Origin of the sequence: Thermoactinospora rubra, from assembly GCF_002093975.1 — a bacterium.
GTDB classification, from domain to species: domain Bacteria; phylum Actinomycetota; class Actinomycetes; order Streptosporangiales; family Streptosporangiaceae; genus Nonomuraea; species Nonomuraea rubra_A.
This window is the reverse complement of sequence record NZ_KZ084328.1, coordinates 193398-215818: the sequence shown is the minus strand read 5'-3', so window position 1 is coordinate 215818 and position 22421 is coordinate 193398. Positions and strand designations below refer to the sequence as shown.

At 71.1% G+C, this 22421-nt stretch carries 15 protein-coding genes; 8 read left to right on the top strand and 7 right to left on the bottom strand.

Features of this window, described 5'->3' with window-relative positions; translation table 11 throughout:
- Positions 1–54: 54 nt before the first annotated feature.
- From BSB02_RS08225 to BSB02_RS08205, 5 genes are all read right to left on the bottom strand, one after another.
- On the bottom strand, positions 55–1572 hold the full coding sequence (locus BSB02_RS08225) for an extracellular solute-binding protein (RefSeq protein WP_240506270.1): 1518 nt from the start codon (positions 1570–1572) through the stop codon (positions 55–57).
- Positions 1573–1604: 32 nt separating this feature from the next.
- On the bottom strand, positions 1605–2225 hold the full coding sequence (locus tag BSB02_RS08220) for a YesL family protein (protein ID WP_169729371.1): 621 nt from the start codon (positions 2223–2225) through the stop codon (positions 1605–1607).
- A gap of 124 nt (positions 2226–2349) precedes the next feature.
- Positions 2350–2979 carry a DUF1961 family protein gene (locus BSB02_RS08215; protein WP_084958081.1) on the bottom strand — a complete coding sequence of 210 codons (630 nt, stop codon included), beginning with the start codon at positions 2977–2979 and terminating at the stop codon, positions 2350–2352.
- Positions 2980–3023: 44 nt separating this feature from the next.
- A complete protein-coding gene (locus tag BSB02_RS08210; RefSeq protein WP_084958080.1) occupies positions 3024–4043 on the bottom strand; it encodes a LacI family DNA-binding transcriptional regulator in 1020 nt (339 codons plus the stop codon).
- A 116-nt stretch (positions 4044–4159) separates the two neighbouring features.
- Positions 4160–6109, bottom strand: coding sequence for a beta-galactosidase (locus tag BSB02_RS08205; protein ID WP_240506269.1), 1950 nt, complete (start codon positions 6107–6109; stop codon positions 4160–4162).
- Between the two features lie 218 nt (positions 6110–6327).
- Between BSB02_RS08205 and BSB02_RS08200 the strand changes: the two genes are divergently transcribed.
- Both BSB02_RS08200 and BSB02_RS08195 read left to right on the top strand, forming a co-directional pair.
- The gene (locus BSB02_RS08200; RefSeq protein WP_084958078.1) at positions 6328–7296 is read left to right on the top strand and encodes an acetylxylan esterase; all 969 of its coding nucleotides are present in this window, start codon (positions 6328–6330) and stop codon (positions 7294–7296) included.
- Positions 7297–7348: 52 nt separating this feature from the next.
- Positions 7349–8359 carry a LacI family DNA-binding transcriptional regulator gene (locus tag BSB02_RS08195; protein ID WP_084958077.1) on the top strand — a complete coding sequence of 337 codons (1011 nt, stop codon included), beginning with the start codon at positions 7349–7351 and terminating at the stop codon, positions 8357–8359.
- A 28-nt stretch (positions 8360–8387) separates the two neighbouring features.
- Here BSB02_RS08195 and BSB02_RS08190 read toward each other — a convergent pair whose 3' ends face one another.
- Positions 8388–10232, bottom strand: a complete 1845-nt coding sequence (locus tag BSB02_RS08190; protein ID WP_084958076.1) for a beta-galactosidase — start codon at positions 10230–10232, stop codon at positions 8388–8390.
- A 42-nt stretch (positions 10233–10274) separates the two neighbouring features.
- Here BSB02_RS08190 and BSB02_RS08185 point away from each other — a divergent pair, with 42 nt between their 5' ends.
- The 6 genes from BSB02_RS08185 (at position 10275) to BSB02_RS08160 (ending at position 20669) form a co-directional block, all read left to right on the top strand.
- Positions 10275–12407 carry a glycosyl hydrolase family 95 catalytic domain-containing protein gene (locus BSB02_RS08185; protein WP_084958075.1) on the top strand — a complete coding sequence of 711 codons (2133 nt, stop codon included), beginning with the start codon at positions 10275–10277 and terminating at the stop codon, positions 12405–12407.
- A gap of 66 nt (positions 12408–12473) precedes the next feature.
- Positions 12474–14633, top strand: coding sequence for a TIM-barrel domain-containing protein (locus BSB02_RS08180; protein WP_084958074.1), 2160 nt, complete (start codon positions 12474–12476; stop codon positions 14631–14633).
- A 241-nt stretch (positions 14634–14874) separates the two neighbouring features.
- Complete coding sequence (locus BSB02_RS08175; RefSeq protein WP_084958073.1) at positions 14875–16170, top strand: ABC transporter substrate-binding protein; 1296 nt, start codon at positions 14875–14877, stop codon at positions 16168–16170.
- Positions 16160–17008 carry a carbohydrate ABC transporter permease gene (locus BSB02_RS08170; RefSeq protein WP_206184568.1) on the top strand — a complete coding sequence of 283 codons (849 nt, stop codon included), beginning with the start codon at positions 16160–16162 and terminating at the stop codon, positions 17006–17008. Before BSB02_RS08175 ends, BSB02_RS08170 begins: the two co-directional genes overlap by 11 nt.
- The gene (locus BSB02_RS08165) at positions 17005–17817 is read left to right on the top strand and encodes a carbohydrate ABC transporter permease (protein WP_240506268.1); all 813 of its coding nucleotides are present in this window, start codon (positions 17005–17007) and stop codon (positions 17815–17817) included. Before BSB02_RS08170 ends, BSB02_RS08165 begins: the two co-directional genes overlap by 4 nt.
- Positions 17814–20669, top strand: coding sequence for a glycoside hydrolase family 3 protein (locus tag BSB02_RS08160; protein ID WP_084958071.1), 2856 nt, complete (start codon positions 17814–17816; stop codon positions 20667–20669). The genes BSB02_RS08165 and BSB02_RS08160 overlap by 4 nt, the downstream gene beginning before the upstream one ends.
- 66 nt (positions 20670–20735) lie before the next feature.
- On the opposite strand, the gene BSB02_RS08155 is transcribed toward BSB02_RS08160, so the two are convergent.
- A complete protein-coding gene (locus BSB02_RS08155; RefSeq protein ID WP_240506267.1) occupies positions 20736–22352 on the bottom strand; it encodes an endo-1,4-beta-xylanase in 1617 nt (538 codons plus the stop codon).
- Positions 22353–22421 lie beyond the last annotated feature (69 nt).

Here is a 22421-nt window from a genome sequence, read left to right as displayed (position 1 = left end):
CGGTGGTCCTCAAGGGACTGCTCGTCCCTTGAGGACCACGGCTTGCCGGGGCCGTCAGCCCTTGTTGATCAGTTCCTGGAACTCGGCCAGCATCTGGGTGCCGCCGCTGTCGTACCAGCGCTTGATCTCGGCCTTGAACTGCTCCTCGGTGATCTCACCGGCCAGGTGCTTGATCCGCGCGTCGGTGGGGATCGGGTTCAGCGTGGCTCCCTTCTCCACCGCGGTCTTGGAGATGTACGGCAGGGTCGGGTCGTGCACCGCGGTCTGCAGGTCGAGCTCGGCCAGCTGGTTCTTCTTGTCCTCGATCGCCTGCTCCTGGGGCGTCTGGCGCTTCCAGTCGTAGCCCGTGCCGCCCGAGACGCCGACGCTGGCGGTGGTGCCGAGCTGGATGAAGCCCTTCTCGACGTCGTTGTTGATGGTCTGGACGGCCGGGTCCTGGTCGTTGATCTTGACGGCCTTGCCGTCCTCGACCTTGAAGTTCTTGCCCTCGATGCCGTTGGTCAGCAGGACCGCGCCCTCCTTGGAGGCGAGCTTGTCCATCATCTTCAGCACGTCGTCGAGCTGCTGCTCGGTGCGGATGTTCTGCTTGGAGACGGCGATGACGTCGTTGTAGCCGGTGAACGGCAGGGAGAACTTCTGGCCGTCGGGCCGCTTGAGGTTGCCGGCGATCGTCACCTTGTGCATGTAGCCCTTCGGGTCCTGCTGCTTGAACAGGTCGAACAGCTGCTGCGCCCGCACGTTGACGTCGATGATGATGCCGCCCTTGCCCTGGACGAACGGGTCGTTCCACTTGGCGGTGTCGAGCGTCGCCCAGTCGGGGTTGACCAGGCCCTCGTCGATGAACTTCTTGATGTACTTCTGCGCCTCCCAGAACTCCGGGGCGTCGAACTCGGGCACGAGCTTGCCGTCGCGCATCTGGAAGCCGTTCGGGGCGCCGAACCACACGTCGATCGCGTTGTACGGGCTGGAGGCGTTGAACTGCGGGGAGGGCCACTTCGGCAGGATCAGGCCGTAGGTGTCCTTCTTGCCGTTGCCGTCGGGGTCCTTCTCGGTGAAGGCCTTGGCGATCTCGTAGAGGTCCTCGGTGGTCTCCGGCTCCTTCAGGCCCAGCTTCTCCAGCCAGTCCTTGCGCAGCACGATGGCGGAGCGCAGCAGCGGGCGGACCCGGTAGATGCCGTAGTTCTTCCCGTTGGTGGAGGAGTTGGCCAGGATCCGGGGGTCCTTGGGCAGGTTCGGGTAATTCTTGATCTTGTCGGTGAGGTCCCAGAAGGCCCCGGCCTCGGCAGCCTTCGCGAACGAGGCGTTCTTGGGGTTGACGACCATGAGGTCGGGCAGCTTGTCGGAGGCGAGGGTGACGTTGGTCTTCTCGTTGTAGTCCGCGTCCGGCACCCAGGTGATGTTGAGCTTCTTGCCGGTCAGCTTCTCCACGGCCTTGTGCATCTCGCCGCTGGGGGAGGGCGCGGCGCCGAAGAGCTTGACCATCAGGGTCAGTTCGTTGCTCGCCGCCTGGCCGCCACCGCCGCCGTCGCTGCCGCAGGCGGTCGCGAGCAATGCGGTTGTCAGCGTCAACACACCGGCCAGGAGCCGACGGGGGGTTGTCTTCATCAGTTGCCTTTCGCGTGCAGGCGAGCCTCGTTCTCCTCGAAGAAGCGCAGGCAGAGCCAGGTGTTCAGCTGGATCCAGGCGCCGGCGGCCACCGTCGGGGCCAGGATCGGGAAGGCCTCGACCGTGTGAGCGATCGCCACGAACGCGAACAGCAGCAGGATCGAGGACGCGGGGCGGGTGAGCGCGAACAGCGACGCCTTGGGCAGGTAAGCGCTTACCCGGAGGTCGTAGTGAACGTACATGGGCAGCAGGTAGGCCGCCACGACGACCAGCGCCGCGAGCGCGACGTAGGTCGTCAGTCGCAGCGCGGTCATCCCCTGGGCGGTGAAGTACAGCAGGTTGCCGACCAGGAGGACGCCGGTCGCCGTCAGCGGCAGCACCAGCAGTGAGCCGCGGACGAACTCCCGCCGGTAGGCGCGGGCGAATTCGGTCCAGACCTGAAACGATTCACCCCTGGCGTGCCGACGGGCCAGCGTGTAGGCCGCGACGGTGGCGGGGCCGAGGCCGAGGACCACGCCGCCCAGCAGGGTGAACGCGATCCACAGCAGGTTCAGCCTGATCGCCCAGAGCAGCTGGTCGCAGGCGTTGTAGAGCCTGATCGACCAGGCGGCCGACGTCATCGCGGGCCGCCGTTCAGGCGGAGCGCGAGTGCGGGGACGGGGAGTTGCACCGGAGTTCCTGCCTTGTTACAAGCGGGTGAACGGCGAACGGTTGCTGTGACCGTAGTGTTGAATCGTCTCAAAGTCAATGGCGCGTGACGCGGAGATTCGCGTATTCGCCAATCATGGGCGCCATCTGGCGAAATCCGATCTTGCCGCCGGTCAGCGGATTATCGTCCCGCCATTGAAACGAGACCAAATCGTTGACGGCGAAGGTGATCTCGCCCCCGCGGACGGTCAGGCGCATGGCGTAGGGACCCTGCGCGTCCAGCGCCGCGGGCAGCGGGTCTGGGCCCTGCGCGACCAGGTGGAAGCCGTAGCTCTTGCGCAGGTTGCAGGTGTGCAGGCGGCGTTCCGAGGGCCACATGCGGCGGAAATAGGACACGTGATAGGCGTCCAGGTCGCCGTGGTGGTATTGCTCGTAGGGGCCCGTCCGGGGTTTCAGGTCGAACAGGTCCTCGCCGTTCCTGCCGCGGGCGTGGAAGAACAGGATGCACAGGCCGGGCTCGCGAATGGGCCAGAAGTCCCACTCCACCGTCACGTCGGCCGGGAAGTCCTCCGGGCACCACAGCACGATGTTGGCCTCCTGCCCGTCCTCGGGCGGGCGCAGGCTCTCCAGGCGCATCCTGCCCATGGGGAAGGAGAGCGCGCCGGCGCCCTCCATGCGGAAGCCCTCCACGTCGGAGGGGGAGCTCAGGGGGTTGTGATAGGTCATGCGGCCGTCTTTCTCGGCGCCGTCTCGATGCGGTCGGGGTGCGGTCAGTCGGCCCGGGTCAGGTCGCTGGACTCGCGCACGACCAGGTCCGGCTGGAAGATGACCTGCCGGTGCCGGTGCGCGCCCGGGTCCTCGACCTCCTCCTGCAGCAGCTCCATCGCTGTGCGCCCGAGCAGCTCGCGCGGCTGGCGCACCGACGACAGGGGGACTGCGGCGGCCGCCGCGAAGTCGATGTCGTCGTAGCCGACGATGGCCATGTCGTGCGGGACGCGCAGCCCCTGCGCGGCCATCGCCTGCAGGAAGCCCAGCGCGAGCAGGTCGTTGCCGCAGAAGACGGCCGTGGGGCGCGAGGCGTCGGGCAGGGCGGCGATCCGCTCGCCCGCCGCGCGGCCCGCGGCGACGCTCAGCGTGGGCATCTCCAGGGTCTCCAGCGACACCCCGCCCGCCTCCTCGACGGCGGCGGTGACGCCCGCCAGCCGGTCGGCCACCTGCTGGATGGACAGCGGGCCGCCGACGAAGGCGATGCGGCGGTGCCCCCGCTCGACCAGGTGCGTCCCGGCCAGGCGGCCACCGAGCCGGTCGTCCACCGACACCGAGCAGCGGCCGCCGTGCGCGGCGGCGCGGTCCACCAGCACCACCGGCGTGCCCCTGGCCACCAGCGAGCGCAGCCGCGGGCTGTCGGTGCGCACCGGCGTGATGAGGATCCCCATCACGCGCTGCTGCTCCAGCTGGTCCAGGTGGCGGCCCTCCCGGTGCGGGTCGCCGTCGCTGTTGCACAGCACCACCATCGTGTCGTGCTCGTCCGCCAGCGCCTCGGCGCCCCGGGCGACGTCGATGAAGAACGGGTTGGCCACGTCCAGCACGACCAGCCCCACCGTCCTGCTCCGGCCCGCGCGCAGGTGCCGGGCCGCCTCGTTGCGGACGAAACCCAGCTCGCGAATGGTGTCCTGGACCCGCTGCCGGGTGCGCGGTGCCACGATCCAGGGCCGGTTGAGGACGTTGCTCACCGTGCCGACGGAGACGCCGGCACGCTGCGCGACCTCCTTGATGCTGGGATTGGCCATCGTCCCTCGTGAAGGTGTCGCTGCCGCCGAAAGGGTGCCTCATCTTAACGTTCCGGCCATCGAATTGAAACGTCTCAGTAGCACGGGCTGGCGCGGGCATGGGTCCTCCCCGCTGCTCACGGCGCGGTCTCGCGGACGATCGCGACGGCTCCGGCGGGGACCGTGAGGCGGCCCTCCACCGGGGTGCCGTCGGGCAGGGCGACGCCGGTGGCCGCCACGGTGGCCTCGGCGCCGGTGTGGTTGATCGCGAACAGGTAGCGGCGGCCGTCGGGGTGCGCCCGCCGTACCACCTCCAGGCCCGGGGTGGCGGAGGTGCCGACGCCCGCCTCCGCGCAGACCTCGGCCACCACGCGGCGCAGGTCGTCGCCGTGGAGCAGGGTGGTCAGGTAGTGCGCGGCGCCCTCGCCCCACGTGTTGCGGGTCCAGGCCGGCTCGCCGGTGAGGTAGGTGTCCAGGACCTTGGCGGTGGTGGCGTGCGCGACCTCGCTCCAGACCGTCCCGGCGCCGCCGCCCGACAGTTCGACGCGCTCGCCGGCGGCGAGGGGGAAGAACTCCTCGACCGTCACGCCGAGCAGGTCGCGCCAGGCGCCCGGGTAGCCGCCCAGCCGTACGCGGTCGTGCTCGTCGACGATCCCGCTGTACGGCCCGACCAGCGCGACGCCCCCGGCCGCCGTGAAGCGCTCGAGGTTGGCCGCGCCCGCGTCGCTGACCAGGTAGAGGGAGGGGACGACCACCAGGCGGTAGCCGGACAGGTCGCTCTCGGGGTGGACGACGTCGCAGGTGACGCCGAGCTCCCAGAGCTTGCCGTACCACTCGGTGACGACCTCCAGCGGCCGCAGGTTCGAGGTCGGCTGGGCGGGGTGGTCCTGGGCCCAGATACTGGCGTAGTCCAGCAGGACGGCGGCCTCGGCGGCGACCGTGCTGCCAGCGACCTCGGCCAGGCCCTTCAGCAGCGCGCCCAGCTCGACGACCTCGCGCCAGATCTTGGTGTCCTTCCCGGCGTGCGGCACCATGCCCGAGTGCCACTTCTCGGCCCCGGCGCGGGAGGCGCGCCACTGGAAGAACATGATCGCGTCGGCGCCCCTGGCGAGGTGCTGGATGGAGTTGCGGCGCATCTCGCCGGGTCGCTTGGCGCGGTTGTGGCCCTGCCAGTTGACCGCGCTGGTGGAGTGCTCCATCAGCACCCACGGCCGGCCCCCGCCCAGCGAGCGGGCCAGGTCGGCGGAGAAGGCCAGGTGGACGTGCGGGTCATCGCCGATCAGGTAGTGGTCGGAGGCGATCACGTCCAGCTCGGGGCCGAAGGAGAAGTAGTCCATGTCCCAGTGCATGCCGGCCATCAGGTTCGTGGTCGCGGGCACGTCCGGGGTGATCTCGGCCAGCAGGTCGCGCTCGGCGCGGTAGAGGTCGAGCAGGGCGTCGGAGCTGAAGCGGCGGAAATCCAGCTGCTGGCCGGGGTTGACGAAGGTGGGCGTGGCGCGCGGCGGCAGGATCTGCTCCCAGTCGCCGTAGCGCTGGGACCAGAAGTCGGTGCCCCATGCGTCGTTGAGGGCCTCCAGCGTCCCGTAGCGCTCCCGCAGCCACGCCCGGAAGGCCGCCGCCGAGGTGTCGCAGTAGCAGCGGGCGTTGTGGCAGCCGTACTCGTTGTGCACGTGCCAGATCGCCAGCGCCGGATGGCCCGCGTAGCGGCGGGCGACCTGCTCGGCGACGCGCAGCGCCTTCTCCCGGTAGATCGGCGAGCTGGGGCAGAACGCCTGCCGGCTGCCGTGGTGGAGGGTCCGGCCGTCGGCGTCGACGGGCAGCGCCTCCGGGTAGGTGTGGCCGAACCACGGCGGCGGCGCGGCGGTGGGCGTGGCCAGGCACGCCTGGACGCCGCCCGCGGCCAGCAGGTCCAGGCACCGGTCCAGCCAGCCGAACTCGAAGACGCCCTCCACGGGCTCCAGCCGGGACCAGGAGAAGATCCCGACGCTGACCCGGTTCACGCCGGCCTCGCGCATCAGCGCGACGTCCTCGGCCCAGACCTCCTCGGGCCACTGCTCGGGATTCCAGTCGCCGCCGTAGACGATCAATGCCCCTCCCCGGGGTCGACGCACATCCGCGGGCGCCCCGGTGTCGGGCGCGCGTTACGGGGATTAAAACGTTCTTAGCGAAGGCCGCGCAAGACCCCTCTCCTTGTGCGGCGGCGCGTTGATCGCCACAATGGGACTCTGCCTTGGTGAGCGGGCTCTTGACGACGGCGTCCGCCCGACCGCGACGGTGAAGAACGTTTCAATCCGACGGGAGTCCCATGTTCGTCGACATGCCGCTGGACCAGTTGCGAGACTACCGGCCCGCCCGCAGCGAGCCCCAGGACTTCGACGCCTTCTGGGAGCGCACCCTGGCCGAGGCCCGTGCCCACGATCTGGGCGCCTCCTTCGCCGAGGTGGAGACCGACCTGGCCCTGGTGCGCTGCTTCGACGTGAGCTTCGCCGGCTTCGGCGGCCACGAGATCCGCGGGTGGCTGCTCGTCCCCGCCGCGGCCGAGGCGCCGCTGCCGTGCGTGGTGCAGTACATCGGCTACAACGGCGGCCGCGGCTACCCCCACGACTGGCTGACCTGGCCGGCCGCCGGGTGGGCCGTGTTCGTCATGGACTCGCGGGGCCAGGGCGGCGGCTGGCGGCCCGGCGACACCGCCGACCCCGTGGGCGGCACGGGGGCGCAGGTCAGCGGCAAGCTCACCCAGGGCGTGCTGCACCCCGACGACTACTACTACCGCCGCCTCTACACCGACGGCGTCCGGGCCGTCGAGGCGGCCCGCTCCCACCCGCTCGTCGACGCCTCCCGCGTCGTCGTCTCCGGCGGCAGCCAGGGCGGCGGCCTGGCCATGGCCGTCGGCGCGCTGGTGCCCGGCCTGCTGTTCGCCTTCATCGACGTGCCGTTCATGACCCACATCCGGCGCGCCGCCGAGATCACCGACGAGGACCCGTACGGCGAGCTGGGCCGCTTCCTGAAGTCGCACCGGCACCGGATCGAGGAGGTCTTCTCCACCCTCGACTACTTCGACGGGCTGAACTTCGCCGCCCGCAACACCACGCCCGCGCTGTTCTCGGTCGCCCTGCGCGACGGGATCACCCCGCCCTCCACGGTCTTCGCCGCCTACAACCACTACGCCGGGCCCAAGGACATCCGGGTCTGGCCGTTCAACGCCCACGAGGGCGGCGAGTCCGCGCAGGTGGCCGAGCAGCTGAAGGCGGCGCGCAAGCTGCTCGCGGGCTGACGGCGGACTAGCCTGTGGCCAGGAAGGACGGCAGGGACGGCAGGGAGGGCCGGTGAGCATCAAGGAGGTCGCGGCACGTGCGGGCGTCTCGCCCGGCACGGTGTCCAACGTCCTCAACCGGCCGGAGAAGGTCTCCGCGGCCACCCGGGCCCGCGTCGAGCAGGCCATCAGGGAGCTGGGTTTCGTACGGCACGGCTCGGCCTCCACCCTGCGCGCCGGGCACAGCCGCACCATCGGCCTGTCGGTCATCGACATCGGCAACCCGTTCTTCACCGACGTCGCGGCGGGCGTGGAGGAGGTGGCGAGCGAGCGCGGCTACGCGGTCATCCTCGGCAACTCCTCCGGCGCCCGCGCCAAGGAGGAGCGCAACCTGCTGGTCTTCGCCGAGCAGCGGGTGCGCGGGGTGCTCATCACGCCGTCGGACGACGATCCGGCGCGGCTGGAGGCGCTCAAGGAGCGGGGCATCAACGTGGTGCTCGTCGACCATCCCGCCGAGCGGCCGGACCAGTGCGCGGTGGCGGTCAACGACGTGGCCGGCGGGTCGCTGGCGGTCACCCACCTGCTGCGGTGCGGGGCGGAGAGGATCGCCTACGTCACGGGGCCGCCGAGCATCCGGCAGTGCCGCGAGCGCCGCCTCGGCGCCGAGCGGGCCCTGGCCGCGGCGGGGCTCGACCCGGCCGAGGCGCTGGAGGAGGTGCCGATGGCGACGATGACCGCCAGGTCGGGGCAGCAGGCGGCGGACAAGCTGCTGCACCGGCTGCCCGACGCGGTGTTCTGCGCCAACGACCTGCTGGCGCTGGGGGTGCTGCGGGGGCTGCTGCAGGCGGGTGTGCGGGTGCCGGAGGACGTGGCGCTGATCGGGTACGACGACATCGACTTCGCGTCGGCGTCCACGGTGTCGCTCACCTCGATCCGGCAGCCGACGCAGCAGCTGGGGCGCGTGGCGGCGGAGCTGCTGCTGGACGAGTGCGACCACCCGGGCACGCACGCGCACCAGCAGATCATGTTCCAGCCCGAGCTGGTGGTGCGGGAGTCGACCGGGGGAGCGGCGCCGGGCGCTTGAGGGCGGGCGAGCAGGGTTGGGAGTCCTGTCAGGGTGGTGAGGGGGTGTAGCGGAGGACGGCGAAGGCTCCCGGGGCCAGACGCTCGACGCGATCGCCCGTGAGCACGTCGATCCCGGCCGGGACGGCATGCTCCTCGGTCCCGTGGTTGACGGCGAAGAGCAGGTCGCCACGCCGGACGAGCTCCAGCCCGGCCGGATGCGGGGCCAGGCCCAGCAGCCGGGCCAGGCCCTCGTCGGTCAGCCGGGTCGACACGTAGAAGGCGTTCCCGTGCCGGGTGATCGCCGGCGTGCCGTCGGGGTAGCAGGCCAGCGCCACGGCGCCCTCCAGGTGCACCCGCTCGCTCCACAGCGAGGCCGTCTCGCCCGTGGAGAGCGTGACGGGCGCGGCGAGCGGCTGGAACTCCTCCACCCTGATCCCCAGCAGCTCCCGCAACGCCCCCGGGTAGCCGCCGAGGTGCACCCGGCCGCAGGCGTCGGCGACGCCGCTGAAGAACGACACCACCAGCGTCCCGCCGCCCTCGACGTAGGCTCGCAAGGCCGAGACGTCCGGCAGCAGGTACAGGCACGGCACCAGCACGAGGCGGTAACGCGACAGGTCGCCCGCGGGATGGGCGAAGTCCGCCGTGACCCCGTGCCGGTACAGCACCCGGTGCGCCTGCCGTACCGCGTCCAGGTAGCGCACCTCCGAAGACGGGAACTTGGGTGCCTGGGTGGCCCACCACGACTCGGTGTCCCACAGGATCGCCGCCTCGGCCGCCACGGGCGCCGACGGCGCGGGCAGGCGCCGCAGCACCGACCCCAGCTCGCACACCTCGCGGAAGATGCGCGAGTCGGGCCCGGCGTGCGGGACCATCCCGCCGTGCCACAGCTCCGCGCCGCCGCGCGAGGCGCGCCACTGGAAGAACATCGCCCCCATGGAGCCCCGCGCCACGTGCGAGAGGCTGAGCCGGGCGATCTCGCCGGGCTCCTTGGCCATGATGCGCGGCTCGGTGTAGGTCACGGTGGCCTGCTCCATCAGCAGCCACGGCTTGCCGCCCGCCCAGCAGCGGGCCAGGTCGGCGGCGAAGGCGGTCTCGGCGGGCGGGTCCTCGGCCGGGTAGTGGTCGATGGCGACGAGGTCGACCTCTTCGGCCCAGCGCCGCTGGTCGACGGGCACCCAGTCGCCGAAGACGAAGTTGGTGGTGACCGGCTTGCCGGTGGGCCGCAGGATGGCCTTGGCCTCACGGAAGTGCGCCAGCAGCTCGTCGGACAGGAAGCGGCGGAAGTCGAGGACCTGGCCGGGGTTGGGCAGGTACTGCGTGGCCCGCGGCGGCTGGATGTGCTCCCAGTCGGCGTAGTGCTGGCTCCAGAACGACGTCGTCCAGGCGTCGTTCAGCGCGTCGAGGGAGCCGTGGCGGTCGCGGAGCCAGGCGCGGAAGGCGGCGGCGGTGTGGTCGCAGTGGCACCAGCTGCCGTACTCGTTGTGGACGTGCCACATCGCCAGCGCCGGATGGCCGCCGTAGCGCTCGGCCAGCCTGGCGGTGATCTCGCGGGACTTGTCCCGGTAGAAGGGCGAGCTGACGCAGTAGGTGTCGCGGCTGCCGTGCGTGAGCCGTACCCCGTCGGCGGTGACGTTGCGCGCCTCGGCCGGGAACCACGGCGGCGGCGAGGCGGTCGGGGTGGCCAGGTCGACCGCCACCCCGCCCTCGTGGAGCAGGTCGAGCACCCTGTCCAGCCAGCCGAAGTCGTAGTGGCCCGGGGCGGGCTCCAGCCGGGACCAGGAGAACACGCCGACCGTGACCAGGGTGACCCCGGCCCGCCGCATGAGCGCCACGTCCTCGTGCCAGACCTCCTCGGGCCACTGCTCGGGGTTGTAGTCGCCGCCGTAGTACAAAGGGATTCTCCTTCGTTTGGCTATTGTCTAAACTAATAGCACATGCGGTTCTTCTCACGGACGCGGACCGGCGACTGGGAGCGCGCGCTGGTGACCGGCAACGGCCGCCAGGGCGCCCTGGTGTACGGCGGGCACCGCGACCTGCGGGTGACGCTCTCGCACGAGCGGCTGTTCCTGCCCGTCACGCGCCCGCTCGACCCGCCCGCCACGGCGCGGATCCTGCCGGAGCTGCGCGGGCTGCTGTACGCCGGGCGGCGCCAGGAGGCGGCCGACCGGGTGGTGGAGCTCGCCGTCCGGCAGGACCCCGGCTACGCGGAAACCCGCTGGATCGACCCCCTGATCGGCGCGGCGACCCTCGCGCTGGAGCCGCCCGCCCCCGTGACCGCCTACCGGCGCTCCTGCGACCTGCGGACCGGCGTGGTGACCCAGGAGTGCGACGGCGGGCGGCAGGAGGTGTTCGTCTCGCGGGCGGCCGACGCGGTCGTGATCCGCTGCACCGGGCTGGCGGGCGTGCTCCGGCTGGCGCCCGTCGAGGGCGAGCCGCCGATCCCGATCGGCTACCGGCTGTCGGCCTGGCCCGCGCCGCCCGCTCCCCACGGCGAGCCGGCCCGGGACGCCGGGCTTGTCCTCCACGCGAGCTTTCCCGAGCACTGGCCGGGCGCCCTCACCGGGTACCAGGTTGAGTGCCGCGTCACCGGCCCGGCCACGCCCGTGCCCGGCGGGCTGCGGCTGCCTGGCGACGCGCTCGTGCTGGCCAGGGTGGTCATCCCGGGGCGGGAGCCGTACCCGCCGCTGGAGGACCTCCCCGCCGACTTCGACGCCCTCCTGGCCGGGCACGCGCGCCAGCACGCGGAACTGATGGACCGCTCGGCCGTACGGCTCGGCCACGGCGGCAAGCGTCGCGAGGCCTGCAGCGAGGACCTGCTGGCCGGAGGCGGTCCAGAGCTGGTCGAGGCCGTCTTCGACGCCGCGCGGTACGCGATCGTCTCCAGCTGCGGGGAGCTGCCGCCCACGCTCCAGGGCGTGTGGAGCGGCACCTTCACCCCCGCCTGGCAGTCGGGCTACACCATCGACGGCAACCTCCAGACCGCCGTCGCCGGACTGCACCCCACCGGCGCGCCGGAGCTCATGCTGCCGGTCTTCGACCTGTTCGACCGGCTGGTGCCGGACTTCAGGGACAACGCCCGCGCCCTGTACGGCTGCCGCGGCATCCTCACCCCCGCCCACGTCTCGACGCACGGCCGCCACAACCACTTCGGCCCGATCTGGTGCCAGACGTTCTGGACGGCCGGAGCCGCCTGGCTCGCCCGGCTCTACTACGACCACTACAGCTACACCCAGGACGCCGCCTTCCTGCGGGATCGGGCGCTGCCGTTCATGGTCGAGGCGGCCGAGTTCTACGAGGACTTCCTGGACGAGCACGGCAACTTCGTCCCGTCCTACTCGCCGGAGAACGCCCCGCCCGGCAGCCGCGCGCAGGCGTGCGTCAACGCCACGATGGACATCGCCGCCGTGCGCGATCTGGTGCGCAACCTGCGCCGGGTGGACCCGCGGCCCCGCTGGGACCGCCTGGCCGCGCGCCTGCCCGGCTACCGCGTGGCCCCGGGCGGCGAGCTGGCCGAGTGGGCCTGGGACCTGGAGGACAACCACGCCCACCGGCACGCCTCCCACCTGTACCCGTTCTGGTACGAGGGCGACGAGGCGGCGCGGGGCGGCGAGGAGGCGGTGCGCAGGCGCCTGGCGTGGTGGCGCGGCAGCGAGTCCGACGAGATGGCCTTCGGCCTGGTCCAGCTCGGCCTGGCCGCCGCCCGCCTGGGCATGGCGGCCGAGGCGCACGAGGCGCTGACGCTGCTGGTGACGCGCTACTGGCGCGCCAACATGGTCTCCACCCACAACCGCGACGCGATCTTCAACGTGGACGTCTGCGGCGGCGTCCCCGCGCTGGTCGCGGCCATGCTCGTGCGCTCGTCCGAGGAGAGCCTGGACCTGCTCCCGGCCTGCCCGTGGCCGCGGGGGGAGGCCCGCGGCCTGCGCGCCAGGGGCGGGGTGACGGTCGAGTGCCTGGCGTGGTGGCCGGGCGGCGGCGAGGCCCGGCTGACCAGCCTGGCGCCGCGCACCCTGCACGTCAACGGCCGCCCGGTGGATCTGGCCGGCGGCGTGACGATCACCTGGTAACCCGTTGACGTTTGTTGGTATGGACAGCAAACTAATCCAGAACCTCAGCACGCCGAAGGAGCCTCCATGCCCTACCGCCCCCCTCTGGTCGCGCACGAGTACTTCGTCGCCGATCCGCCCGAGCTGCCCGTCAGGCAACCCGGCGAGGCCGGGCTGTCGGCGGTGACGTCCGCCGAGCTGGTGGACGCCGACACCGCCGGGGTGACGCTCAAGGGCTCCACCTCGGCGGAGGAGACGCTGGTGGTGCGGGTGAGCGTCGCGGGCGAGGGCGTGATCCGGGTACGGCTCAGCGAGGACGTGGACGCCAGGACCCGCTCGGCCCGGGCGATCTCGATGGTGACACCCGGCACCTACGCGGGGGCCCGGGTGGACCGCCGCCCCGCCGAGCCTGACGGGACCGGCGATCCCGAGGCGGGCGGCGAGACGATCGTCGTCGACGCGGGCGCGCTGCGCGCCGAGATCACCCTCGCCCCGTGGCACCTGCGCTTCGCCGACGCCGAGGGCCACACGCTTGTGGAGGAGGACCCCGGCCACCGCGACATCAGCGGGCGGCTGCGCACGCTGCCCTTCGGCCGGTCCCGGGCCGACGGCGGGGTGGCCGCCTACCACGAGACCTTCGCCGCCGCGCCCGACGAGTGCTTCACCGGCTTCGGCGAGTCCTTCACCCCGCTGGACAAGCGCGGCCAGCGCCCGCTGATGTGGAACTTCGACGCCTTCGGCGCCGAGTCCCAGCGCGCCTACAAGAACGTCCCCTTCTACCTGTCCAGCCGGGGCTACGGCGTCATGGTCGACAGCGGCCTGCCGGCCGAGTTCGACGTGTGCCAGTCCACCCACAGCGTGGTGCAGATCGTCGTGCCGGACGACCTCATCGACTACTACGTGATCGCCGGGCCGACGCCGCCGCAGATCCTGGAGCGCTTCGACCGGCTCACCTGCCGCCCCTCCCTGCCGCCGGCCTGGGCGTTCGGCACGTGGATCTCCTCGGGCTTCTTCGTCGACACCCAGCAGCGCGTCCTGGAACGGGCCAGGAAGATCAGGCGGCGCGGCATCCCCTGCGACGTGCTCCACCTGGACACCTACTGGCAGACCGAGGGCCACTGGTCGGACCTGCGCTGGGACGCCGAGCGCTTCCCCGACCCCGGCGCCATGCTGGCCGAGCTGGACCGCATGGGCTTCAAGGTCTGCCTGTGGATGAACCCCTACGTCTCCCACCTGAGCCCCGTCTTCCCGGAAGCCGCCGCAGCCGGATATTTCCTGAAGAAGCCGGACGGCGAGCCGTACGTCGCCGACTGCTGGCACGGCTCCTACCCGCCCTGCGCCATCGTCGACTTCACCAACCCCGAGGCCACCGCCTGGTTCAAGGGCCTGCTGCGCCCGCTGCTGGAGCAGGGCGTGCAGTGCTTCAAGACCGACTTCGCCGAGGCCGTCCCCCACGACGCCGTCGCCTTCAACGGCATGACGGGCACCGAGCTGCACAACGTCTACACGCTGCTGTTCAACGACGTGGTCGCCGAGGTCACCCACGAGGTGCACGGCCACACGCTGGTGTGGGCGCGCTCCAGCTTCCTGGGCGGCCAGCGGCACAGCGCCCAGTGGAGCGGCGACATCTACACCAGCTACGCCGCGATGGGCAGCACCATCCGCGGCGGCCTGGCGCACGGCCTGTCCGGCGTCCCGTTCTGGAGCCACGACGCGGGCGGCTTCACCGGCACCCCCACCGACGACCTGTACGTGCGCTGGGTGCAGTTCGGCGCGCTGTCCCCGCTGGTGCGCCTGCACGGCACCACCAGCAGGGAGCCGTGGGAGTTCCCGGCCGTGGAGGCCGAGGCGGTGGCGGCCCTGCGGCTGCGCTACCGGCTCATGCCGTACATCCTGGCCGCCGCCGAGGAGTCGGCGCGCACGGGCGCGCCGATGATGCGGGCGCTGTGCGCCGACTACCCCGGCGACCCGGTGGCCTGGCAGGCGGACCTGCAGTACCTGCTCGGCCGCGACCTGCTCGTGGCCCCCATGATCTCGCCGGACGGCGTGCGGAAGGTCTACCTGCCGCACGGCGACTGGGTCGACTACTGGACCGGCGAGACCCTGGCCGGCGGCCGCTACGTGGAGGTGGCCAAGCCGCTGGACCAGATCCCCCTCTTCGTACGGCACGGCGCGCGCATCCCGGTCACCGAGCCGGGCGACACCGTGGCCGACGGTGCGGAGATCACCTACCTGGAGATGCGTTGACGTCCTCCCCTCGCGAACGAGAGGGATTCCAGCTCCCGGCTATGCCGGGTCTGGTGGTTCGCGGTGCACCGGCTCGGCAACCCGGGCCCTTCCCGCGCAGCGACCGCCCGTCCAGCGGCCGTCCAGCAGTCCCGCTTGGCTATCGCGGAACACGCCGACAATACACCAGTCCACCGACAACCGAGGAAGGAAAGGGGCTTCCTCCCCGCCTGAAGGCGGGGGTCTCCGCCCCAAAAGTCCGATGAACAAGCTCACCTGCCTGCTGGCCGCGGCGGTCCTCGCGCTGGCGGCCTGCGGCTCCGGCCAGGACGCGCCGTCCGCCCAGCCCAGCGGACCGCGCACGCTCAAGCTCTGGCACTACGAGACCCCCGACAGCGCGATGGGCAAGGCCTGGGCCGAGGCCGTCAAGAAGTTCGAGGCCACCCACCCGAACGTGAAGGTCCAGTTCGAGGAGAAGGGCTTCGAGCAGATCCAGAAGACCGCCGGCATGGTCCTCAACTCCGACGAGGCCCCGGACGTCATGGAGTACAACAAGGGCAACGCCACCGCCGGGCTGCTGTCCAAGCAGGGGCTGCTCACCGACCTCACCGAGGAGGCCGCCAAGCGCGGCTGGGACAGGCTGTTGCCCGGCGGCCTGCAGACCACCTCCAAGTACGACGACCGCGGCGTCATGGGCTCGGGCAAGTGGTACGGCGTCACGAACTACGGCGAGTTCGTGATGGTCTACTACAACAAGGATCTCTTCGACGAGCACGGCGTCTCCGTGCCCGCCACGTTCGAGGAGTTCACCGCCGCCATGGACAAGTTCGTCCAGGCGGGCCTCACCCCGCTGAGCGTCGCGGGCGCCGAGTACCCGGCTCAGCAGATCTTCTACGAGCTGGCCCTGAGCAAGGCCGACCGCGCCTGGGTCAACGCCTACCAGTCCTACCAGGGCAAGGTCGACTTCCACGGCCCGCAGCTCACCTACGCCGCCCAGACCATGGCCGACTGGGTCGGCAAGGGCTACATCCCCAAGAACTCCGCCGCCCTCAAGGCCGAGGACATGGGCGTGGCGTTCATGAACGGCAAGTTCCCCATGATGATCTCCGGCAGCTGGTGGTACGGCCGCGTGCAGAGCACCGTCAAGGACTTCGAGTGGGGCACCTTCCTGTTCCCCGGCAACCGGCTCGCCCCAGGCTCCGGCGGCAACCTGTGGGTGGTGCCGGAGAAGTCCAAGAACAAGGACCTGGCCTACGACTTCATCGACATCACGATGAGCAGGGAGATCCAGAACCTGCTCGGCAACTCCGGCGGCGTGCCGGTGGCCGCCGACCCGGCCGCCATCACCGACGCCAAGAGCAAGGAGCTCATCGAGACCTTCAACAAGCTCACCGCGCAGGACGGCCTGGCCTTCTACCCCGACTGGCCCGCGCCCGGCTACTACGACGTGCTCGTCGCCGGGGTGCAGAACCTGATCAACGGCTCGAAGTCCCCGTCGCAGGTCCTCGATGAGATCGCCAAGCCGTACCAAGACAACCTCGCGGACCTTGGCTTCTAACGCCCGGGGCTACTGGCTCTACCTGGTGCCGAGCTCGATCCTGTTCCTCGGCGTGATCGCCGTGCCGTTCCTGATGAACCTCGGTGCGAGCTTCACCAGGTGGTCGGGCGTCGGCACGCCGAGGTGGATCGGGCTGGAGAACTACGCCCGGCTGCTGCGCGACGAGCGGTTCTGGGCGTCCTTCCAGCACAACGCCGGGCTCATCGTGGCCATGGCCGTCGTGCCTGCCGCGATCGGCCTGGTGCTGGCCGCCACGCTGTTCCACCTCAAGGGACGCACGGCCGTGGTGCTGCGCGCCCTGTACTACCTGCCGCAGGTGCTGCCGGTCGCCGTCGCGGGCGTGGTGTGGGGGTGGATGCTCCACCCCTCCTACGGCGCGGTCAACCAGATCCTCGGCCTGGATGTGGACTGGCTCGGCGACCCCGACCTGGCCCTGGCCACCGTCATGGCGGTGATGGTGTGGTTCCAGCTCGGCTACCCGGTCGTGGTCTTCATGGCGGGCCTCCAGCGGGTGGACCCGGCGCTGCATGAGGCCGCGCAGATCGACGGCGCCTCCTGGTGGCGGCGCTTCTGGCACATCACCGTCCCGCAGATCAGGCCGGAGATCTTCGTGGTACTGCTCACCTGCACGATCGCGGCGCTGAAGGTGTTCGGCCCGATCTTCGTGCTCACCCGCGGCGGCCCCGGCGACGCCACCATGGTCCCCTCCTACTTCTCCTACCTGAACTTCTTCCAGAAGAGCAACGTGGGGTACGGCTCGGCCATCGCCACCGTCCTCGCGCTCGTCATCGTCGCGGTGACGTTCCTGTTCCTGCGCGTCCAGGAGCGTGCGACGTGACCAGGCACGCGGTGCGGATCGCGCTGGCGGTCCTGGCGATCGTCATGGTGTTCCCGTTCGTGATCGTCGCGCTCAACGCCGTCAAGTCGCCGCAGGACTACGGCGCCCACGGCCCCCTCAGCCTGCCCGAGGGCCTGTACCTGCAGGGCATCGTCGACTTCTGGAACCGCGTCGACTTCGGCGAGAAGCTCTGGAACAGCTTCGTCATCAGCGGCTCGGTGGCGGTGCTGGCGGTGGTGCTGTCGGTGCTGAACGCCTACGCGCTCGGCATCGGGCGGGTGCGCGGCCGGGTGTGGATCCTGGCGCTGTTCCTGCTGGCCAACACCCTGCCGCAGGAGGCGCTGGCCTACCCGCTGTACTACCTGGCCAAGGCGGCGGGCCTCTACGACACCCGGCTCGCCATGATCATCGTGTTCACGGCGATCCAGGCCGCCTTCGGCACCTACCTGCTCAGCGCCGTCCTCGGCCAGTTCCCCCGGGAGATCCTCGAGGCCGCCTCCATGGACGGGGCCGGGCGGCTGCGCACGCTGGCCACGATCGTGGTCCCGGTCAGCAGGCCGACGCTCAGCGTGCTGCTGATCTTCTTCTTCATCTGGACCTGGAACGAGTTCTTCCTCCCGCTGATCTTCCTCATCTCCAACGACACCCAGACCGCGCCGGTCGCCCTGGGCGTGCTGCAGGGCGAGAAGTTCATGGACGCCACCGCCTCCAGCGCCTCGGCGCTGCTCGGCCTGCTCCCGGCGGTCGTGTTCTTCCTGCTCTTCCAGCGCACGCTCACCCGGGGCATCACCGTAGGAGCCATCAAGTGATCAAACGTGCCGTCCTCGCCGCGGTCCTGGTCGCGGGCTTGGCCGCCGCGCCCGCCCAGGCCGCCGGGGACCTCCCCTTCCGCGACCCCTCCCTGCCGCTCGCCCAGCGGGTCGACGACCTGCTCGGCCGCCTCACCCTGGAGGAGAAGCTGTCCCTGCTCCACCAGTCGCAGGCCGCCATCCCGCGCCTGGGCGTGCCGTACCACAAGAACGGCACCGAGGCCCTGCACGGCGTCGGCTGGTCCAACCACCTCGGCGACAACTGGAACCAGAAGTTCGCCAAGGGCACGGTCTTCCCGCAGGCCGTCGGCCTGGCCAGCACGTGGGACCCCGAGCTGGTCAGGCGCGTCGGCTCGGCCGTCGGCGACGAAGTGCGCGGCTACCACAGCGAGGACCCGGTGCTGTGGGGCCTGCAGGTCTGGGCGCCCGTGGTCGACCTGCTGCGCCACCCGCGGGCCGGGCGCAACGAGGAGGGCTACTCGGAGGATCCGCTGCTCACCGGCGCCATGGCCACCGCGTACGGCAAGGGCCTGCAGGGCGAGGACCCCCGGCACCTCAAGACCGCGCCGGTGCTCAAGCACTACCTCGCCTACAACAACGAGACCGACCGCAGCCTCACCTCCTCCGGCCTCACCCCCAGGCTGAGGAAGGAGTACTACGAGCCCGCCTTCAAGACGCCCGTCCAGCAGGGCGCGGCCACCGGCGTGATGGCCTCCTACAACCTGGTCAACGGCCGCCCCAACCACGTCAACCCCGACCTCGGCACGCTCGTGCGGTCGTGGACCGACCAGACGCTCTACAACGTCAGCGACGCCTGGGGCCCCCACGCGCTCACCGAGCTGGAGAAGTACTTCGCCACCAAACCCGAGGCGTTCGCCGCCGTGCTCAAGGCGGGCCTGGACAGCTACACCGTCGACGGCGCCGACGCCCAGCCCATGATCGGCATCCTCAAGGAGGCACTGGCCAAGAACCTGATCACCGAGGCCGACGTGGACCGGGCCGTGCGCAACGCGCTGACGATCCGCTTCCGGCTGGGCCACTTCGACCCCGGCGGCGGGCCGTACGGGAAGATCACCAAGGACGTGGTCGACAGCCCCGCGCACCGCAGGCTCAACCGCCAGGCCGCGGGCAAGGCCGCCGTGCTGCTGCGCAACTCGGGCCTGCTGCCGCTGAAGAGCCCCAAGTCGGCCGCCGTCGTCGGCCCGCTGTCGGACGTGCTCTACCGCGACTGGTACGGCGGCGAGCTGCCCTACCAGGTCACCCCGGCCGACGGGATCAAGGAACGGGTCTCCCGGGTGACCACGGCCACGGGCGTCGAGCGCATCGCGCTCAAGCACCTCGACACCGGCAAGTACGTCACCGCCACCGGCGGCGACGCCGCCGTCGTGGACGCCGCGCCCACGCCCGCCTCCCAGTGGGACCTCACCGACTGGACCGGCCCGGTCTCCACCCTGCGCAACGTCGGCAACGGCAGGCTGCTGGGCGGCAACTGGGGGCCGTTCACCACCACCGCGGCCGAACCGGACGGCTGGTACGTCCAGCAGCAGTTCGCCCTGGACAGGCAGGACGACGGCAGCTACCTGATCAAGTACGAGGGCTACGAGATCGACGAGGGCTGGTTCTGGATCGACGAGCCCTACGTCACCGTGGGCGCCGACGGCGTGCTCGGCATGGGCACCAAGGACCAGGCCGCCCGCTTCGCCAAGGAGGTCGTCGCCGACGGCATCGCCCAGGCGGCCGAGCAGGCGGCCGAGGCCGAGGTCGCGGTGGTCGTGGTCGGCAGCCACCCGTTCGTGCACGGCCGCGAGTTCCACGACCGCGACGACCTGCGGCTCGGCGAGGGCCAGCGGCGGCTCGTCGAGGCCGTGCGCAAGGCCAACCCCAACACGGTCGTGGTGCTGGAGACGAGCTACCCGGTCGTGGTCGACGCCCCCACCCTGCTGTGGACCACCCACGCGGGCGCCGAGACCGGCCACGCCATCGCCGACGTGCTGTTCGGCGACGTCAACCCGGCCGGGCGGCTCACCCAGACCTGGTACGCCACCGAGGAGGTGCCCGGCCTGCTCGACTACGACATCGCCAAGGCCGGGCTGACCTACCTCTACCACCGCGGCAGGCCGCTGTTCGCCTTCGGCCACGGCCTGTCCTACACCACCTTCGCCTACGAGGGCCTGAAAGTGCGCGGCGGCCAGGTCAGCGTCAAGGTCACCAACACCGGCAGGGTCGCCGGCGACGAGGTCGTCCAGCTCTACACCCGCCAGCGCGACTCCCGCTTCCAGCAGCCGGTCAAGCGGCTGCGCGGCTTCCAGCGGATCACCCTGAACCCCGGCCAGAGCCGCACCGTCACCTTCCCGCTCAAGCGCGAGGACCTGGCGGTGTGGGACGTGACCAGGAACAAGTGGGTCGTCGAGCAGGCCGTCCACGAGGTGATGGCCGGCTCCTCCTCCGACCGGATCAGGCAGCGCACCACCCTCCAGGTGGCGGGCGAGACGATCCCGCCGCGCGACCTGACGCGGGCGACGCGGGCGATGGACTTCGACGACTACTCCGGCGTGCGGTTCGCCGACGAGACCAAGGCCGCCGGCGACGCCGTCGCCGGGCCCGGATGGATCCTCTTCAAGGACGCCCGGTACGGCGGAGCCTTCACCGCGGGCGTGGCGTCGGCGGGCGGCGGCTCGATCGAGGTGCGCCTCGGCTCGCCCACCGGCACGCTGCTCGGCACGGCCCGGGTGCCCGCCACCGGCGACGTCTACCGGTGGGCCACCGCCTCCGCGTCCATGACCCCCGGGCACGGCGACGTCTACCTGGTGCTGAAGGGCGAGGTGCGGGTCAGGGACCTGGCGTTCTCCTGACCCGCACCCTTGGGTCGCCGGACCGGCCCTGCCGGCGCTGGGAGCCGCCGGCAGGGCCCCGCGACGCTACTGGGCGGTGCAGGTCACGCCGGACGGCGTCGCGCCGGCACCCGAGGCGGTGAAGCCGAAGGTGGCCGGCGGCCTGCCGTTCCAGGAGGCGTTCTTCACCGACACCGTGGCGCCGGTCTGGGTGTGCGTGCCGTTCCACAGCTGGGTGATCTTCTGGTCGCCGGGGAAGGTCCAGCCGACCGTCCAGCCGGTGATCGCCCTGGTGGAGGTGACGGACACCTCGGCCTGGAAGCCGCCGGGCCAGGAGTTGACCAGGCGGTAGGTCGCGGTGCAGTCGCCGGCCGGCGTGCCCGTCGTGGTGAACGACGTGGTGTCGGAGGGGTCGGAGGTGTTGCCCGCCGCGTCACGCGCCACGACGTGGACGGTGTAGGAGGTGTTGGGGGACAGGCCGGTCAGCGTGACGGCGTTGGTCGTCGCGCCGGCCAGCTTGGTGGTGCCGCTGTAGACGTCGTAGCCCGTCACGCCGACGTTGTCGGTCGAGGCGGTCCAGGTCACGCGGGCGCTGGAGCCGGTGACGTCGGAGACCGCGGGCTTGCCGGGCCTGGTGGGCTTCTGCGTGTCGTTGCTCGTGCCGCCCGCGAGCGCGTCGTGCACGGCGTTGTAGGACGGCTTCTTGCCGTAGTTCTCGTCGTAGATCAGCGCCGCGCCCTGGCCCTGGAAGGTGTCGGGCACCCACGAGTGCTTGTCGGTGAAGCCCCAGATCGTCATGCCCACGCACCGGGTCACGGCGAGGCAGGCGTTGACGAGGTTGCGGTAGTAGGTCGCCTGGGTGGCGTCCTTGGTGGCGTCGCGAGGCATCTGCATGCGCACGTCGATCTCGGTGAGCCGGACGTCGACGCCGAGGTCGGCGAAGCGCTGCATGTTCTGCTGGACGTCGCCGGGGAAGCCGTACTGGATCGCCAGGTGCGCCTGGAAGCCGACGCAGTCGATGGGCACGCCCTGCTGGCGCAGCGTGCGGACCAGGTTGTACATGGCCGTGCTCTTGGCGTTGATCCCCTCGACGTTGTAGTCGTTGATGCACAGCTTGGCGTCGGGGTCGGCGGCCCTGGCGAAGCGGAAGGCGTCGGCGATGTAGCCCTCGCCGAGCTTCTGGTACCAGAAGGAGTTGCGGTAGCTGCCGTTCTCCTCGAACGCCTCGTTGACGACGTCCCAGGAGCGCACGACGGGGTTGTCGGCGTAGCGGCCGACCACGGTGCTGATGTGGTTCTGCATGGCCGTGCGCAGCTGGGCGGCGGACAGGTTCTGCACCCAGCCCGGCGTCTGGCTGTGCCAGACCAGCGTGTGGCCGTGGACCTGCTGGTTGTTCTGGGCGGCGAAGGCGACGATCTGGTCGGCGCCGGAGAAGGTGAACTGGCCCTGGCTGGGCTGGGTCGCGTCCCACTTCATCGCGTTCTCGGCCGTGACCTGGTCGAACTCGGTCGCGGCGATCGTGCGGTAGGCGCTCTCGCTCGCCAGCGGTCCGGTGGCCAGCGCGGTGCCGATGAACTTGCCCTTGGCGGCCGCGTGCTCGCGCAGCGGGGCCGAGGCGCCGGCGGGCGCCGCCGGCAGCGCCGTCGACAGTGCCACGGACAGCAGGCCGATCGCGGTCGCGATCGCCACTCGTGCGGGTTTCACGATGTCTCCCTTCGATACTTTCCTATATGGTCAGAAACTTTCGGGGACGGGCCTGGCGAAGGGGTGCGG

Coding starts and splice junctions, on each gene's coding strand:
- BSB02_RS08220 (WP_169729371.1), bottom strand. CDS start 2,225: ATGACGTCGGCCGCCTGGTCGATCAGGCTCTACAACGCCTGCGACCAG.
- BSB02_RS08200 (WP_084958078.1), top strand. CDS start 6,328: ATGTTCGTCGACATGCCGCTGGACCAGTTGCGAGACTACCGGCCCGCC.
- BSB02_RS08215 (WP_084958081.1), bottom strand. CDS start 2,979: ATGACCTATCACAACCCCCTGAGCTCCCCCTCCGACGTGGAGGGCTTC.
- BSB02_RS08210 (WP_084958080.1), bottom strand. CDS start 4,043: ATGGCCAATCCCAGCATCAAGGAGGTCGCGCAGCGTGCCGGCGTCTCC.
- BSB02_RS08175 (WP_084958073.1), top strand. CDS start 14,875: ATGAACAAGCTCACCTGCCTGCTGGCCGCGGCGGTCCTCGCGCTGGCG.
- BSB02_RS08185 (WP_084958075.1), top strand. CDS start 10,275: ATGCGGTTCTTCTCACGGACGCGGACCGGCGACTGGGAGCGCGCGCTG.
- BSB02_RS08180 (WP_084958074.1), top strand. CDS start 12,474: ATGCCCTACCGCCCCCCTCTGGTCGCGCACGAGTACTTCGTCGCCGAT.